At 40.7% G+C, this 15,031-nt stretch carries 15 protein-coding genes and 1 pseudogene; 11 read left to right on the forward strand and 5 right to left on the reverse strand.

Annotated features, from left to right (window positions below; genetic code table 11):
- Window positions 1–67: 67 nt before the first annotated feature.
- Window positions 68–937 (reverse strand): DUF5895 domain-containing protein, encoded by an 870-nt coding sequence (locus QI031_RS15240; RefSeq protein WP_281480526.1) that lies wholly within the window; start codon window positions 935–937, stop codon window positions 68–70.
- A 207-nt stretch (window positions 938–1,144) separates the two neighbouring features.
- On the opposite strand from QI031_RS15240, the gene QI031_RS15245 reads away from it, so the two are divergent.
- Window positions 1,145–1,456, forward strand: a complete 312-nt coding sequence (locus QI031_RS15245; RefSeq protein WP_281480527.1) for a threonine dehydratase — start codon at window positions 1,145–1,147, stop codon at window positions 1,454–1,456.
- 328 nt (window positions 1,457–1,784) lie between these two features.
- On the opposite strand, the pseudogene QI031_RS15250 reads toward QI031_RS15245, so the two are convergent.
- Window positions 1,785–1,895: pseudogene (locus QI031_RS15250) on the reverse strand (30S ribosomal protein S21); the annotation flags it as partial.
- A 302-nt stretch (window positions 1,896–2,197) separates the two neighbouring features.
- On the opposite strand from QI031_RS15250, the gene QI031_RS15255 reads away from it, so the two are divergent.
- The 4 genes from QI031_RS15255 to menH all read left to right on the forward strand — a co-directional run bounded on the left by QI031_RS15255 (window position 2,198) and on the right by menH (window position 10,545).
- Window positions 2,198–7,270: a PAS domain S-box protein gene (locus QI031_RS15255; protein WP_281480528.1), complete on the forward strand. Its 5,073-nt coding sequence runs from the start codon at window positions 2,198–2,200 to the stop codon at window positions 7,268–7,270.
- A gap of 133 nt (window positions 7,271–7,403) precedes the next feature.
- On the forward strand, window positions 7,404–8,858 hold the full coding sequence (locus QI031_RS15260) for a sensor histidine kinase (protein ID WP_281480529.1): 1,455 nt from the start codon (window positions 7,404–7,406) through the stop codon (window positions 8,856–8,858).
- A gap of 403 nt (window positions 8,859–9,261) precedes the next feature.
- Window positions 9,262–9,600: a hypothetical protein gene (locus tag QI031_RS15265; protein ID WP_281480530.1), complete on the forward strand. Its 339-nt coding sequence runs from the start codon at window positions 9,262–9,264 to the stop codon at window positions 9,598–9,600.
- Between the two features lie 105 nt (window positions 9,601–9,705).
- Window positions 9,706–10,545, forward strand: coding sequence for a 2-succinyl-6-hydroxy-2,4-cyclohexadiene-1-carboxylate synthase (menH, locus tag QI031_RS15270; protein WP_281480531.1), 840 nt, complete (start codon window positions 9,706–9,708; stop codon window positions 10,543–10,545).
- 273 nt (window positions 10,546–10,818) lie between these two features.
- On the opposite strand, the gene QI031_RS15275 is transcribed toward menH, so the two are convergent.
- Genes QI031_RS15275 through ndhC form a run of 3 tightly spaced genes read right to left on the reverse strand, consistent with a single transcriptional unit; the run spans window position 10,819 to window position 12,429 of the window.
- Window positions 10,819–11,346: an NAD(P)H-quinone oxidoreductase subunit J gene (locus QI031_RS15275; protein ID WP_281480532.1), complete on the reverse strand. Its 528-nt coding sequence runs from the start codon at window positions 11,344–11,346 to the stop codon at window positions 10,819–10,821.
- Window positions 11,339–12,076 (reverse strand): photosynthetic/respiratory NAD(P)H-quinone oxidoreductase subunit K, encoded by a 738-nt coding sequence (gene ndhK / locus QI031_RS15280; protein WP_281480533.1) that lies wholly within the window; start codon window positions 12,074–12,076, stop codon window positions 11,339–11,341. Before ndhK ends, QI031_RS15275 begins: the two co-directional genes overlap by 8 nt.
- The gene (gene ndhC, locus QI031_RS15285; protein WP_214434860.1) at window positions 12,067–12,429 is read right to left on the reverse strand and encodes a photosynthetic/respiratory NAD(P)H-quinone oxidoreductase subunit C; all 363 of its coding nucleotides are present in this window, start codon (window positions 12,427–12,429) and stop codon (window positions 12,067–12,069) included. Before ndhC ends, ndhK begins: the two co-directional genes overlap by 10 nt.
- 195 nt (window positions 12,430–12,624) lie before the next feature.
- On the opposite strand from ndhC, the gene QI031_RS15290 reads away from it, so the two are divergent.
- The 6 genes from QI031_RS15290 to QI031_RS15315 all read left to right on the forward strand — a co-directional run bounded on the left by QI031_RS15290 (window position 12,625) and on the right by QI031_RS15315 (window position 14,907).
- On the forward strand, window positions 12,625–12,960 hold the full coding sequence (locus tag QI031_RS15290) for a rubredoxin (protein ID WP_281480534.1): 336 nt from the start codon (window positions 12,625–12,627) through the stop codon (window positions 12,958–12,960).
- A 90-nt stretch (window positions 12,961–13,050) separates the two neighbouring features.
- Complete coding sequence (locus QI031_RS15295; RefSeq protein ID WP_281486040.1) at window positions 13,051–14,070, forward strand: photosynthesis system II assembly factor Ycf48; 1,020 nt, start codon at window positions 13,051–13,053, stop codon at window positions 14,068–14,070.
- A gap of 119 nt (window positions 14,071–14,189) precedes the next feature.
- Entirely contained in the window at window positions 14,190–14,435 is a 246-nt protein-coding gene (gene psbE, locus QI031_RS15300) for a cytochrome b559 subunit alpha (protein WP_281480535.1), read from the forward strand.
- Window positions 14,436–14,444: 9 nt separating this feature from the next.
- Window positions 14,445–14,582, forward strand: coding sequence for a cytochrome b559 subunit beta (gene psbF, locus QI031_RS15305; RefSeq protein ID WP_015115279.1), 138 nt, complete (start codon window positions 14,445–14,447; stop codon window positions 14,580–14,582).
- A gap of 13 nt (window positions 14,583–14,595) precedes the next feature.
- Window positions 14,596–14,715 (forward strand): photosystem II reaction center protein PsbL, encoded by a 120-nt coding sequence (gene psbL / locus QI031_RS15310; RefSeq protein ID WP_071989460.1) that lies wholly within the window; start codon window positions 14,596–14,598, stop codon window positions 14,713–14,715.
- A gap of 69 nt (window positions 14,716–14,784) precedes the next feature.
- A complete protein-coding gene (locus tag QI031_RS15315; protein ID WP_190409178.1) occupies window positions 14,785–14,907 on the forward strand; it encodes a photosystem II reaction center protein J in 123 nt (40 codons plus the stop codon).
- Window positions 14,908–15,031 lie beyond the last annotated feature (124 nt).

The following is a 15,031-nucleotide window of genomic DNA, read 5'->3' on the forward strand; positions in this document are numbered from 1 at the left end:
TCCGCTCTGCTCCACGGCTTCGGACAGGGCTTGCTCCCCCTGCTCCCTGCTCCCCTGCCCCAATTCTTTAATATGGCGGATAACCAAAATCATCTTCATCTGCATAGATGTAAGAACTAGAAACGCCAGCCATTTCTAATTTTGGTGCTTCTACTTTGATGGGTTCCTTACCGAAATCTTTATATTCTTCAAAAGTCTTACAGATCATTGCAGATTCAACTGAATCTGAAGCAATGAGGTATTCTGTTAACGTGGCCACTGTCGGATGCTTGTAGTCTACAGTCGAAGCAACCAAAGCAATATTTGGCTCAATACCTCTTTCTTCACACTCAATGATTGGACAAAAAATCCCGTGGGCATGGAACAAGGGGCCTTTTGGTGTCACGGGTTGCTTGCGATATATAGCATAAGTTTTTTCTAGTTCAGCAACAAACCCACTGATAACTCTACCTTGTTGAAATTCGCAATAAGTTTTGCTAAAACTCGCACCTGCTGCACCATTAAGAGTCAATTGCAGTGGCGATTCATGTAAAAATTTTTTATCTTCTCCTACTAAAAAAATAAGATAGCGAGTAAAAGTTTTAAATTTAAGTTTATCTGCTAAAAAAGCATCATAATTTTCTTTCAGCGTACCTAGTTTCATTCCAGTCTCTCGGTCTTTGACAGACAAAGGGCCTCGACGCACAATAACTATTTGTGGAGTAGCGTTGATAAAAACAGTTTCAACTCCAGAACTAAACTCATGCTCCACCTGCTGCCAATTTTCATCGGGCTGAAAGTTAACAGCATGAGCATTATCCACCTTAATTGCTAAACCGTGGGGTTGAATGCCATCTGTGCCATACCGAGGATTAATCATCTGACACCAGGGGATGACTTGAGAAGGGGGTGCATTAAATTTTTCGTCCTCAAAGTCGAACTTAGCAGATGCTTTCATCGTTTTAGGCTACAGGAGTGTTTTGCTAAACTAGTTTATCGCTACGACGCTGATGCTGGGAATTATTTTTTTCATTTGTACCATTTGCATGGTACACGACGCGCATTCTGAAGTAGATTTTAACAACTGCTTTACTTTGCAATTTTTAGCAGTTCCTCATGAAATTTAAGTCACAATATATAGTAGGCAATCATAGAAGGTGCTACTATGCTTCGTCTAACTCAAACTGTTCGCAACGTATTTCTGCGGATTGAAGGCTTTTTATCTGTTGTTTTCAAAAGTTTTTGGAATTTTATCAAAAGTTTCTTTGGCTTTTTTGCCAAAATCTTCGGATTTACTAAGTCTAATTATTTCTTAGAATCTGATGAGACGCAAGGCATAAAACAAGAAGCTTCGGCTCAAGAGCCAATGCAAATAAATCAAAGCAAAACTCCTAAAACGACTACTAACAGCCGTCGTTCTCATGTCAAAATGGATGACTACTACCTTAATATGGCTCGTGATGTGAAAAAAAAGTAACAAGACCATCAACTACTTAGTAATTAAGGGAAAATACTAGGGCGATCGCTCATAAACCCATATAAAAACAAAAACTCCACGGTGAAGTGGAGTTAATCTAAATAATTAGGGTTTCTTTTGATAGTACAATCGTACTGTAAATAATGGAGAATGGCAAGTATTTTCCCTTATCTTCAATTCACTACCAAGCAAAATATCTTTTCACGTAACTAAATGTATAAAAAAAATCTGTGTAGGGCTACGTCTACGCACTTTCATAGTAATTTCTCCTTTTACAACAAGTTTGAGATGAGGATATCCTGAGCTTTACTTAATCAAAGTATCGTTTTTAATTGCGGCGAAAACTTCTCTGACGTTGTCTGTGCCTAGCAACTTCTTTGCGCTTAAGTTTTTGCTCTGGCGTTTCAAAATGACGATGCTTTTTCATATCTTGAATTAGTCTGATGATTGGGGTAACGAGCTACTGCTTGAATTGCGTTCTAATTTTTCTAGTTGTTCGACTATTTAGAGAATGGATATTTCCCCTTAATATTAATTTATTGACAAACAATTTAAATAAATTGATGATAGTTTATTACGTATTATATGAGCTTTTTATAAGCTGAAACTTGAAAAAAAGTGTTGTTTCAAAATCATCAATATTTAGAGGATCTATCTGGAGATAAATTCCTAAAACTTGCAAATTAGCTTAGAGTATATACAGCCTTTACAGCAATTATTTGGTTGTTTTCTCAAACATTCATGCCCTATATAAGTCGTTCTCAGTTACGGAACTATGGAATTGTTGTATTAATTGTTGCGCTTACCTTAGTGCTAATGCTGCTGTTAGACCCTTGGTTAGGCATGAGCAAAACCCCTTTTCTACTGTTTTTTAGCGCCGTAATGCTAAGTGCTTGGCATGGTGGTTTGAAATCAGGGCTGTTAGCAACTTTTTTATCTACTCTATTGAGTAGTTATTTTTTCCTTCCGCCAGAGTATAGCCTGAAATTTGCTTCATCTGACTTTATGCGAATGGGTTTGTTTGCCGGAGAAGGAATACTCTTTAGTATCTTATGCGAGGCATTAAAGAGTACCAAACGCCGGGCTGAGGTGAATTTATATAAATTGAAAGCGAATGAGGAAAAATTTCGAGTTGCCTTAAGCAGTTCCGATGTTGTCGTTTTTCAACAAGATCAAAATTTACGCTACCAATGGATTCATAATCCTCAAAATCTAGACACTGCTAAGGAAATGTTAGGGAAATCTGACTATCAATTATTTCCAGCATCAACAGCAGAGCAATTAACAGCTATTAAACGAAGAGTTTTGGAAACCGGAATTTCTGCCCGTGAAGAAGTTTGTCTGACAGTTCGTGGAGAAGTCCGTTACTATGATTTACTTGTTGAACCATTAATTAACGAAAATAGTGTTTCAGGTATTACTTGTGTAGCTTTAAATGTTACTGAACGTAAACAGGCAGAATTAGAAAACATCCAATTACATCAAGAACTTCGGCAAGCTATTCAACAAAAAGACGAATCTTTAGCACTGCTTAATGCTTGGCTGATGAGTTCTCCAGTTGCACTGGCTTTTTTCAATACTGAACTTTGCTATGTATATGCCAATGAAGCGTTGGCATCTATCAATGGTATTCCGCAACATCAACATATTGGTCGTAGCCTACAGCAAGTATTACCAGAATGGGCAACTCAACTTGAGCCTCTCTTGCGACAGGTAATGCAAACAAAAAAGCCATTACTAAACCAAGAAGTTAGTGGTGAAACTTACCAGTCTAGGGTGTATCGTCACGGTCTTGTTAGTTATTATCCGGTGTGTTTACCAGATGGGCAATTGCTAGGAGTAGGAGTTACTGGAATTGACATCACTCAATTAAAACAAACCGAACAAGCATTACGAGAAAGCGAAGCTAAGTTTCGTAGTGTAGTTGATTCCAACATGATTGGTATTGGTTTTTGGCAAGAAAATGGCAAAGTTACAGATGCTAACGATGCCTTGCTCAAGATGATAGGTTACACCCGTGAAGAATTAGTTGCCCGAAAACTGAATTGGCAAGCACTTACCCCTACAGAGTACCTACCACTTGATGAGCAAGCACTGGCTCAATTAGAAAATAATTCCTTCTGCACTCCTTATGAAAAAGAATATATCTGTAAAGATGGCTCACGTATCGCGATTTTGGTAGGTGCTAGTCACTTTCAGGGAACTGTAGATCGAGGCGCATTTTTTGTGATCGATATTACAGAGCGCAAGCAAGCTGAAAATACACGTCGTTATATTGCCCAGACTAGTAATATACTGGCAACCTCCCTAGATTATGAAGAAACTTTAGAACAAATAGCCAAAATTTCAGTACCCCAGTTAGCTGACTGGTGTTTAGTAGAAATTCTAAATGAAGATGGTTCGATTCGTCGTCTGCCTATTGCTCATGCAGATCCTTCCAAATCAGAGTGGGCGCTTCAACTCCAGCGGTATGCACCAGTTACTAAAGATGTCAATCCTATTGCTAGAGTGCTACGAACTGGACAGGCAGAATTAATTTCACAAATCAATGACTCTTTTTTAATTGCAGTTACTGAGAACGATGAACATTTACAAGCTGTGCGACAGATGGGATGCAAATCCTTTATGGTTGTGCCGCTAGTCGCACATCAGCGAATACTCGGCAGCATTAGCTTTGTAAGTTCAAAATCAAATCGCCCCTACCAAGAACGTGACCTAGCTTTAGCGAAAGACATCGCTTATCGAGCTGCTCTAGCCGTAGAAAATGCCAGACTTTACCAAGACAGTCATCAAGCTTTGGTGCATTATGCCGAATCTTTATCTCTTTTAGATGCGTTATTAGCAGGGGCTCCTGTGGCTGTTTGCTTTTTAGATCGTGAACTGCGATATCTGCGAATTAATCAGGTTTTGGCAGATATTAATGATTTGAGTATAGAAGAACATCTAGGACGCAAACTCCGAGAAGTACTACCAGAAATGGCAGATGAGTTTGAGCCACAATTACAGCTAGTATTGGATACAGGAGAACCGATGCTGAATGTAGACATTAGGGGACAGACAACAGAAGAACCTACACGTCAGGGCTACTGGCTAGGTAACTATTACCCTGTCTACAACACACTAGGCGAAACCATCGGTATTGGGATTATTTTGGCAGATGTGACAGCAGCAAAGCAAACAGAAATTGCCCTGCGCGAAAGTGAAGCTAGGTTCCGAGCAATGTTTGACCAAGCAGCTGTAGGCATTACCTTAGTAAGGCTGGATGGGCAATTCCTTCAGATTAATCCTGCTTTTTGTGAGATTACTGGGTATAGTCGTGAAGAATTAATCCAGATGAATTTCCAGGAGATTACACATCCTGATGATTTAGAAGTTGATTGGGATTATGCTCGACGAGTATTGGCAAAGGAAATCAATGGTTATTCCCTAAAAAAACGCTATATCCGCAAAGACGGTTCAGTTATTTGGGTAAATCTGACTTCATCAGCAGTTTGGGATGATGATGGACAACCAAAGTATGCAATGGGCATTGTTGAGGATATTAGCAAACAGCAAGCTGCGCTGCACGAACGCAAAAAAGCTGAGGAAACACAATACTTTTTGGTAGAAGCCAGCGCCTTATTAGCTTCTTCATTAGATTATCACGTCACTTTAACTGGTGTGGCTAACTTGGCAGTTCCTACTTTGGCTGATTGGTGTATTGTGGATATTTTTCAGGCAGATTTGTCAAGTCAACAAATTGCTCTGGCAACTGCTAACCCCGCAAAACGCTTTAATTTACAGGAATTACGACAACGTTATCCATCCCCAAATGGGGAACAACATCCTTTGATGCAGCAGGTACGGCAAGGACAATCTGTCTTTTATCCCGAATTTCCCGACACTATTCTTGCAGAGATAGCACAAGATCAAACACATCTGCAATTGCTGCAAAATTTGGGTATTCAGTCGGTAATGATGATTCCATTACGCTCTCGTGGGCAAGTGTTCGGAGCTATTTCTTTTGTGATGGCAGATTCAGGTCGTCACTATGAACAGGCAAACTTAGGTTTAGCAGAGGATATTGCTCGTCGTGCTGCCACAGCGATCGATAATGCCAGATTGTACCAAGAAACTCAACAGGCACGACAGACGGCTGAAAAGGCTGTGAGCCGCACACTGCTGTTACAAAAAATTACCGCAGCTCTTTCTCAAGCCTTAACTCCCCAGCAAGTAGCAGATGTCGTGATGCATCAAGGAGTTGCCGCCTTGGGAGCGAAAGCTGGTTCTGTGCTTTTACTAACTGATCAAGGTACTGCTTTAAAGATTGTCCAAGCAATTGGGTATCCGCAATCGGATATAGATACCGTAGAAACTTTTCCCTTAACTGCTTCGATTCCCTCAGCAGAAGTAGTCCGAACTGGTCAGCCAATCTTTATCGATAATCGAGCCGATTGGCTGGCAAGATATCCCCATTTAGCCCGGATTCCAACTACAAATGGGGATTTTGCCTATGCTTGCGTGCCTTTAGTTCAAGAAGGAAAAGCGATTGGCACACTAGGATTAAATTTTGCGATCGCCCAAACATTTAATCAAGAATATCAAGGATTTATGTTGACTTTAGGGCAACAGTGCGCCCAGGCGATCGCCCGCGCTCAACTTTATGAAGCCGAACAAACTGCACGAGAAGAAGCAGAAACAGCCAACCGGATTAAAGATGAATTTCTGGCTGTGCTTTCCCACGAACTCAGAACTCCCCTCAATCCAATTTTAGGATGGGCAAAGTTACTACGAACCCGCCAGTTTGACGAAGCTACTAAAGTCCGGGCTTTGGAAACAATTGAGCGTAATGCCAAATTGCAAACTCAACTCATCGAAGATCTGTTAGATGTTTCGCGTATTTTACAAGGTAAGTTGAAACTCAATGTTTCTACGATGGATTTGAGAACAACTATTACCGCAGCCTTAGAAACAGTGCGTTTAGCAGCCGAAGCCAAGTCAATTGAAATTCAAACAACATTCAGCACTGATATTTTACAGGTAATGGGCGATAGCGATCGCTTACAACAAGTAATCTGGAATCTGCTCTCAAATGCAGTTAAATTCACACCCTCTGGAGGACGAGTAGAAGTACATTTAGAACAGATAGGAGCCAACGCCCAAATTCAAGTCATCGACACAGGCAAAGGAATCAGCCCAGAATTTTTACCCTACGTTTTTGATTATTTCCGACAAGCAGATTCTAAGACGACTAGGGTATTTGGTGGATTAGGGCTAGGACTAGCAATTGTGCGCCGTTTAGTGGAACTGCATGGTGGTACAATTCACGCAGACAGTCCAGGCGAAGGACAAGGAGCAACCTTTGCAGTTAGGCTACCATTACTCAAAACTTCTCCATTGCCAAAAGCTAATTTTAAGTCTTCCCCATTAGAAATTACTACTGAAGAATCGTTACTTTCAGGAGTGAAAATCCTTTTAGTGGACGATCAAGCTGATGTGCGAGAGTTTTTTACCTTTGCCCTAGAACAGTATGGAGCGACTGTCACAGCAGTAGCATCAGCAAATGAAGCCCTAACAGCTTTATCCCAATCTAAACCAGATATTTTATTAAGTGATATCGGTATGCCATTGATGGATGGCTATATGTTACTACGTGAAGTGAGAAAGCGATCGCCAGAACAAGGCGGACAAATTCCAGCGATCGCTTTGAGCGCTTATGCAGGAGAATTTAACCAAAAACAAGCGCTGGCAGCAGGATTTCAAAAACATGTTTCTAAACCTGCGGAGCCAATTGAATTAGCAACTGTGATCGTTAATCTGATCAAACGTCAGTAACAGAGGAAATTGCCCCTATTTTGTTCGGTTCTACGACTGTCGCCAGTACACAAAGAACTATAACCTCATAAGTAGTGAGGAAATGCCTAACCTTAACGCTGTTAGTCGCTCTTGAATTAAGGGGTGAGAACCTGTGTACAAATGGATATTGCCAAGTCTAAGTGAAATTTTAGCCGCAAGTCAATCAACTGTAGCTGAATGTTCACCAACCAAAGCCCAGAGGCAGTGGCGCGTCAGTTTAGCAGCTACCGAGCATCTGCTGATAAACTCCTTAACACCTGCTGACTCGGAGACTACTCAGGGATTAATCTTAGCTGCACCAGCACCCTTATTCAGTCAGCCAATCCTCACTCAGAGTTTGCAGAGAGTGACTTTTACGGCAAAACCATTTAATCCTTTAGCGCTGATGCCATTTGAGATCCCAGAGGCGATCGCGATGGTAGATGCAGAAATCTCTCCTCATGAATCGGTACTGCCTTTACTACCTGCCGACCCCTTAGCAGCAGAGCAATTTTGCTTGATTTTCACAGATAAATTTAGATTAGTGCTGGTTTTGGCAGAAAACGACAGTGGTCACAAAAGTTTTTCATTTTCCTTTGAGCCAGAAGTAGTACAGCAAGCATGGCGATCGCTTGGGGCAAGAGTTATGCTGAGTAATCCGGATTTCTTCAGCGAATTGGATGCATTAGTCGAAAAGTATTCCCCAGTAGCGCCAGATTACCGGACTGTGATTCAGTTTAGCCAATTGTTGCTTCAAGAATTAACAGAGTCACAAGAAGACAAAGCAACAAAAGAATACACTGATCCAGTGACACCTACTTCCTCTAATTCGTCTTCAGCAAAAGCCTCTCCCCGCCCCGATGTAGAATTACTCCAAGCTTTTGCCCATGAAGTTCGCACCCCTTTAACAACTATTCGCACCATGACTCGCTTGCTGTTAAAGCGGCGAGATTTACCAGCTAACGTCACCAGTCGCTTAGAAATTATTGACCATGAGTGTACCGAGCAAATTGACCGAATGGAGTTGCTGTTTAAGGCCGCAGAACTGGAAACTTGTGCAACGGTAAAATCTTCAAGCACTCAACTAACACCAATGTCTTTAGATCAAGTGTTGCAGCAGAGTATTCCCCGGTGGCAACAAGCAGCAAATCGGCGCAATTTAACTTTAGATGTAGTATTACCTCAACAACTACCAACAGTGGTAAGCAATCCAAATATGCTGGATCGCATACTTACTGGTCTAATGGAAAATTTTACCCGTAGCTTACCTGCTGGCAGCCATATCCAAGTACAAGTAATCCCCGCTGGAGACCAACTAAAATTACAACTATCGCCTCAAACCCATTGTCAAGATACAAATAAAACCGCTACACCTGCAACACCACCAATCCGTAAAGCCCTTGGTCAATTGTTGATGTTCCAACCAGAAACAGGTACGATTAGTTTAAATATTACTGCAACCAAGCATCTGTTTCAAGCAATTGGGGGCAAACTAATTGTGCGTCAACGTCCTCAGTACGGGGAAGTCTTAACTATTTTCTTACCCTTAGAAGTTAGTAGTAAGCAAAAGTTAGGAGTTAGGAGTTAGGAGTAATAAATTTCTCACTCATTGTTTATTGATTTAGATTAAGCTGATGTGCAGCCCAGTTATGTAGTACAAAGACATAAAATTATTGTATTGTGGGCAGCATTCGACTGATACTATTTCACGAAATTATTGATACAAATTAATTTTCTTACTCCCCCTGCCTCCTCTGCTTCCCCTGCTTGCCCAAATGTATCAACTTTAAAGTGAAACGGTATGAGCGCTCACGCCAAAATCTTGTCTGTGTTCTATATACTGATATTTAAAAGTTAGAATTTGTATATACAACTTTGTTTTACTCTCAGCTGTTCGTTATACAAAACTCTAAGTTAAACTAAAAGATATTGGGATAAAAATCTCTGGCAGTAAGTTCGACAGACTACCAATTTTTATCACTCCAGTAACAATGTCTCAAGAACACAATGAATCACACCAACTTCAGCAACTAGCAAGTCTCAAACCAAAACACTTTGCTGATTTAATTAGGACTGCACAATTAGTTTTTGATCCTGCTGCGGGACTTTCTGGAAGACATCTCAAAGTTGACTGGCAAGAGTTTGGTATTCCCCAAGATGTAGTAGAAAATCTCAAATTACTTGGTCAGCAATATCAATACGCATCTCCTCACATTCCTGGTGATGTTATTTGGAGTCAATTGACTCCAGAAACTCGTATATGGTTTCTCAACAATAAAGATAAATTGTGGGAATTTGAGGAAGTTTTTCCAGCACTAGACGAAGATTAAGTTCTAGCCGGAAAAAGTAAGTAGTGAGGAATCACCACTGCGTTAATTATTTATCGGAGTACAACATCTGTTGTACTCCTTTAATCTACAATATCTTACTAAACTATGACACAAGAAAACTATCAATTTCACTATTATCTAATTAGCAAACATGGAAAACCTTTAATTATGTTTTTACATGGCTTTATGGGTAATATTAATGAATTTAATGAAGCCATCAAATTATTAGATAATAACTTTTCTTATCTGATACTTGACCTTCCCGGACATGGAAAAACCCAAGTAATAGGTAGCGACGAATATTATACTATGGCAAATATTGCCCATGCCTTAATCAACTTACTGGACGAATTGAAAATTGACAAATGCTTCTTAATTGGTTATTCAATGGGTGGAAGATTAGCCTTATACCTTATTCTACATTTTCCAGAGCGTTTTTATAAAGTTGTATTAGAATCTGCTTCTCCAGGTTTGATGACAGCAGCAGAACAGTTAGAACGAGTTAAGAGTGATGCTCAAATAGCCAAAAAATTAAGACGAAGTTTAACAACAAATGACTTTTATGCTTTTTTATTAAATTGGTATAGTCAGCCAATTTTCGGCTCTATAAAAAATCATCCACAGTTAGACTTAATGCTAGAAAGCCGGTTACAAAATGATCCCATAAAACTAGCTAAATCTTTACAATTTATGGGTACTGGTAGTCAACCTAGCTTGTGGGAAAAACTTTCAGAAAATACAAAACCTTTGTTGCTGATTTCTGGAGCTTATGATCAAAAATTTATAGATATTAATACAGAGATGACTAAAATATGTAAAGTTGCCCAACTAAAAATTATTAATGATTCTGCACATAATACTCACTTTGAAAATACCTGGGAATTTGTAGAAAATATCAAAAACTTTTGGTTTGATAAAAAAACAGCCCCGGTTAATCTGTGTTGACCATTAGCTGTTAAGTAATAAAATCAGGACTTACGCAAGCAAAATTTATCATTGCGATCAAAACGCAGTGTAGGGATGCAATCCCAGAGTTTTAGGCGATTTAGTCACCCCTCTTTGTCATTAAAGAGGGGCTATAGCAGTTCCCAATTATGTGAGGTACATAGCCCCTAGTCCCTAGTCCCTGATCTTAACGACATGTACCTCATTCAAACGAGAAGCGCTATAGAGATGAGACTTCAACATTCTCACCAGTTGATTGAAACTCACCACTATTTAATAAGCATCTTGCAGCTCGTAAAAATCAGGCGAGATATAATCCTTCCGCAAAGGCCAGCCTACCCAATCTTCCGGCATCAAAATCCGCTTTAAATTGGGGTGTCCTTCGTAGATAATGCCATACATGTCGTAAGACTCGCGCTCTTGCCAGTCAGCGGTCTTCCAAATCCAATACACTGAAGGCACTACAGGATTTTCTCTTGGCAAAAAGACTTTTATCCGTACTTCTTCAGGTTTATCAGCATTATCACCAACTTTAATCAAGTGATACACACTAACTAAATCTTGTCCTGGGCCAAGATCAATACCAGACTGAAACTGGAGATAATTAAAACCGTAAGCATAGAGGGCTGTAGCGGTGGGCAGCAAGAAATCTGGCTCCACTTTAATTATCTCTACGCCGTTCTTATCTGGTTCTAAAAACTCATGCTCAAAACCATTTTCTGTCAACCATTGGGAAACTTGGCCGGCTTTGACTAAAGAGTCTTCCTCTGCTGGTACTGGTTTAGATTCTTCTTCAGCCACGGTTTTGCTCCTCTTTTTGGGTTTTTGCTGTCAGCAGTGCAGGTGGTACAGGTAAACCAATTGCTTCTGTCAACTCCTTCGGTGGTACATTGCGAGTGTCTGAGCGCAAATACTTACCAGTTAAAATTTGCTCTGTTGGCTTCAGATTATGAGTTGTGCTGTAAAAACGGTGAGTTTGCTTGATTTGATCGCGTTCTTGCATTGAATCATTAGCTATCTTTTTCCGTAGCTTAATGATCGCATCGATAATTGCTTCTGGACGAGGAGGACAACCAGGCAAGTACACATCAACAGGAATCAATTTATCAACTCCCCGAACAGCAGTCGGAGAATCCACGCTGAACATTCCGCCAGTGATTGTACAAGCTCCCATCGCAATTACATATTTCGGTTCGGGCATTTGTTCATAAAGACGCACCAATTGGGGTGCCATCTTCATGGTAATTGTCCCTGCGGTAATAATTAAATCGGCTTGACGGGGGCTAGAACGAGGAATTAACCCGAAACGGTCAAAGTCAAATCGAGAGCCAATTAAAGCTGCAAACTCAATAAAACAGCAAGCTGTACCAAATAGTAACGGCCACAAACTCGAAAGCCGTGCCCAGTTGTAGAGGTCATCAACCGTAGTCAGAATCACATTTTCTGAAAGGTCTTGAGTGACTGTGGGACGCTCAATAGGATTGATGATTTGTTCTTTGTCCTGGGTTGTTAAATTAGGATTCAAGACCATTCCAAAGCTCCTTTACGCCATGCGTAAACTAAGGCGACTACAAGAATTGCAATAAAAACTAAGGCTTCAATGAATGCCAGTAATCCTAGACGGTGGAAAGCAACCGCCCAAGGATACAAGAATACAGTCTCTACATCAAAGACCACAAAGACTAGCGCAAACATGTAGTAGCGGATGTTGAACTGAATCCAGGCTCCCCCAATTGGTTCCATACCAGATTCGTAAGTGGTGCGCCGTTCTAGGCTGTTACCACTGGGTCGGAGGAGCTTGGATGCTGAAAGTGCCAAGGCAGGCACTAGGCTACAGATAATTAAGAAGCCTAGAAGGTATTCGTAACCGCTGAGGACAAACACAATGAATATCTACCGCTTATGGTGTAAATAAGGCTGTTACTTTCTTTTACATTATATCTTTTTGGGTTTTCTGAAATCTGGGAAACAAAAGGACTTCAGGTATTTGATTCGTTTTGGCTAGTGATAGAAAAGTCTAACAATTATGTCATAATTTTTAACGTATATTTAAGAATTACCTTCTGCGAGGCCTGAGCCATGAGCGAACAAGCTGTTGATACTTCGCTGTTAGACCGCTACGAGTGTCGCTCCTGCGGTTATGTTTATGAACCCGAAAAAGGTGACAATAGCAATGATATTGCTCCAGAGACACCTTTTGCAGAATTACCCATAAATTGGCGCTGTCCAGTTTGTGCTGCCAAGAAGACCGCTTTTGCCAACATCGGCCCTGCGGGTACAGCATCTGGTTTCAAAGAAAATCTCGGTTATGGATTGGGTGTTAATCAACTAACGCCAACGCAAAAAAATATCCTGATTTTTGGTGCTTTGGCTTTGGGTTTCTTGTTTTTTATCAGTCTCTACGGCTTACAATAAGACCCGTTATCTTTTTTACTCAATTTTTAGGGCGACTACTGCCCTTAAGGTCAAAAATTTAGAAAACCAATAAGAATACTGATGCATTCAATAGGTCTTGTGAAAAGTTGGCAAAGAATATTTGCCTTGTTGATAATAGTCCTCATCTGTATAGGTTGTAGCCAAGTACCCTCTATTAGTTACAACCCCTGGAAAATAATTTCTGTGCCAACAGACGCTAAACTACTAGACATTGCCTTTACTAATGATCCTCAACATGGTTTTTTAGTAGGTAGCAATGCCACTCTTTTAGAAACCAATGACGGTGGTAATACTTGGGAACCTTTAACACTGGCACTAGATGATCCTAAGTCTCGCTTTGACTCAGTTAGTTTTGCTGATCAAGAAGGCTGGATTGTGGGAGAGCCTTCTTTACTTTTACATACCACCGATGAAGGCCGTTCTTGGTCGCGTATTCCCTTAAGCGAAAAGCTACCAGGAAGTCCGATCGCCATCAAAGCACTAGGTAATAATACTGCTGAAATGGCTACTAATGTGGGAGCAATATACAAAACCACAGACGGTGGTAAAAATTGGAAAGCCCAAGTAGAAGCAGCTGTCGGTGTTGTACGTAACATGGAACGTTCTGCTGATGGCAGATATGTTGCTGTTTCGGCTAAAGGTAGCTTTTACTCAACTTGGGAACCAGGACAAAATGCTTGGGTTCCCCATAACCGCAATAGTTCTCGCCGTGTAGAAAACATGGGCTTTTCTGAAAATGGACAGCTGTGGTTATTAGCGCGGGGAGGTCAAGTACAATTTAGTGACCCAAATCAATCTGACGAGTGGCAAGAAGCCCAAAGTCCTGAGTTGTCCACAAGCTGGGGTTTATTAGATTTGGCATATCGCACACCAGAAGAAATTTGGATAGGTGGCGGTAGCGGTAATTTACTGCGGAGTGCTGATGGTGGCAAAACTTGGGAAAAAGACCGCGCAGTTGAAGATGTAGCTGCTAATTTGTATAAAATCGTCTTTTTTCAGCCAGAGCAGGGATTTATCATTGGCGATCGCGGTGTCTTACTGAAATATCTCCCGAAATTGGAACAAACCCCCTCTACAGAGTCAGCTTAAGGGCATCTCAGCCATCAGTATTTATCTCAATTTCTGAGAAGAACGTTGCAACTTGTAACTCTTTCTAAACTTTGTAGGATAATAGACTCAATAACGTCTTTGTGAAGGCAGGAATATAAATGTCAGGTACTACTGGAGAACGTCCGTTTTCGGACATTATTACCAGCGTTCGTTACTGGGTAATTCACAGCATCACCATTCCAGCATTGTTCATTGCCGGTTGGTTATTCGTCAGCACCGGACTGGCTTATGATGTGTTTGGTACACCTCGTCCCGATCAGTATTACACGCAAGCACGGCAAGAAGTGCCGATTGTGAAGAACCGTTTTGAAGCTAAAAAACAAGTTGAACAATTTATTAAGTAGTTTGAGATCATGACTAGCGGCAATAACATTAATCAACCAGTTACCTATCCAATTTTTACAGTTAGATGGCTGGCAGTTCACACTTTAGGTGTACCAACCGTCTTCTTTTTAGGCGCGATCGCCGCCATGCAGTTTATTCAACGCTAGGAAGGAGCCAATCATGGAAAGAACACCCAACCCTAATAATCAGCCGGTTGAATTAAATCGGACTTCCCTATATCTGGGACTACTACTGATTTTTGTCCTAGGGATTCTATTCTCCAGTTACTTCTTTAACTAACTGGAACTATTGTTGTAAATCTGTGCTTATTTAATCTGTGTTGATTTGTTGTTAAGGGAGGAGAAAGCTGTGTCTGCTGGAAGCGGAAGAATTCCCCTGTGGGTCGTCGCTACGATCGCAGGATTAGGTGTAATTACAGTTGTAGGCATTTTCTTTTATGGAGCCTATGCCGGAATTGGTTCTTCAATGTAAGAATCACTTCGATTTAAGATCATTCAATCTGGACTTTCTAGCATTTGTTTAGAAATCGACATTAAAAAACCGCCTGTCTCTATGAGATGGGCGGTTTTTCAATAATTGATCAGTTGCACAGTCA

It is taken from the genome of Halotia branconii CENA392, assembly GCF_029953635.1.
Classification (GTDB): Bacteria; Cyanobacteriota; Cyanobacteriia; order Cyanobacteriales; family Nostocaceae; genus Halotia; species Halotia branconii.

Coding starts and splice junctions, on each gene's coding strand:
- QI031_RS15240 (WP_281480526.1), bottom strand. CDS start 937: ATGAAAGCATCTGCTAAGTTCGACTTTGAGGACGAAAAATTTAATGCA.
- QI031_RS15245 (WP_281480527.1), top strand. CDS start 1,145: ATGCTTCGTCTAACTCAAACTGTTCGCAACGTATTTCTGCGGATTGAA.
- QI031_RS15255 (WP_281480528.1), top strand. CDS start 2,198: ATGCCCTATATAAGTCGTTCTCAGTTACGGAACTATGGAATTGTTGTA.
- QI031_RS15265 (WP_281480530.1), top strand. CDS start 9,262: ATGTCTCAAGAACACAATGAATCACACCAACTTCAGCAACTAGCAAGT.
- menH (WP_281480531.1), top strand. CDS start 9,706: ATGACACAAGAAAACTATCAATTTCACTATTATCTAATTAGCAAACAT.
- ndhK (WP_281480533.1), bottom strand. CDS start 12,076: ATGGTCTTGAATCCTAATTTAACAACCCAGGACAAAGAACAAATCATC.
- QI031_RS15290 (WP_281480534.1), top strand. CDS start 12,625: ATGAGCGAACAAGCTGTTGATACTTCGCTGTTAGACCGCTACGAGTGT.
- psbE (WP_281480535.1), top strand. CDS start 14,190: ATGTCAGGTACTACTGGAGAACGTCCGTTTTCGGACATTATTACCAGC.
- psbF (WP_015115279.1), top strand. CDS start 14,445: ATGACTAGCGGCAATAACATTAATCAACCAGTTACCTATCCAATTTTT.
- psbL (WP_071989460.1), top strand. CDS start 14,596: ATGGAAAGAACACCCAACCCTAATAATCAGCCGGTTGAATTAAATCGG.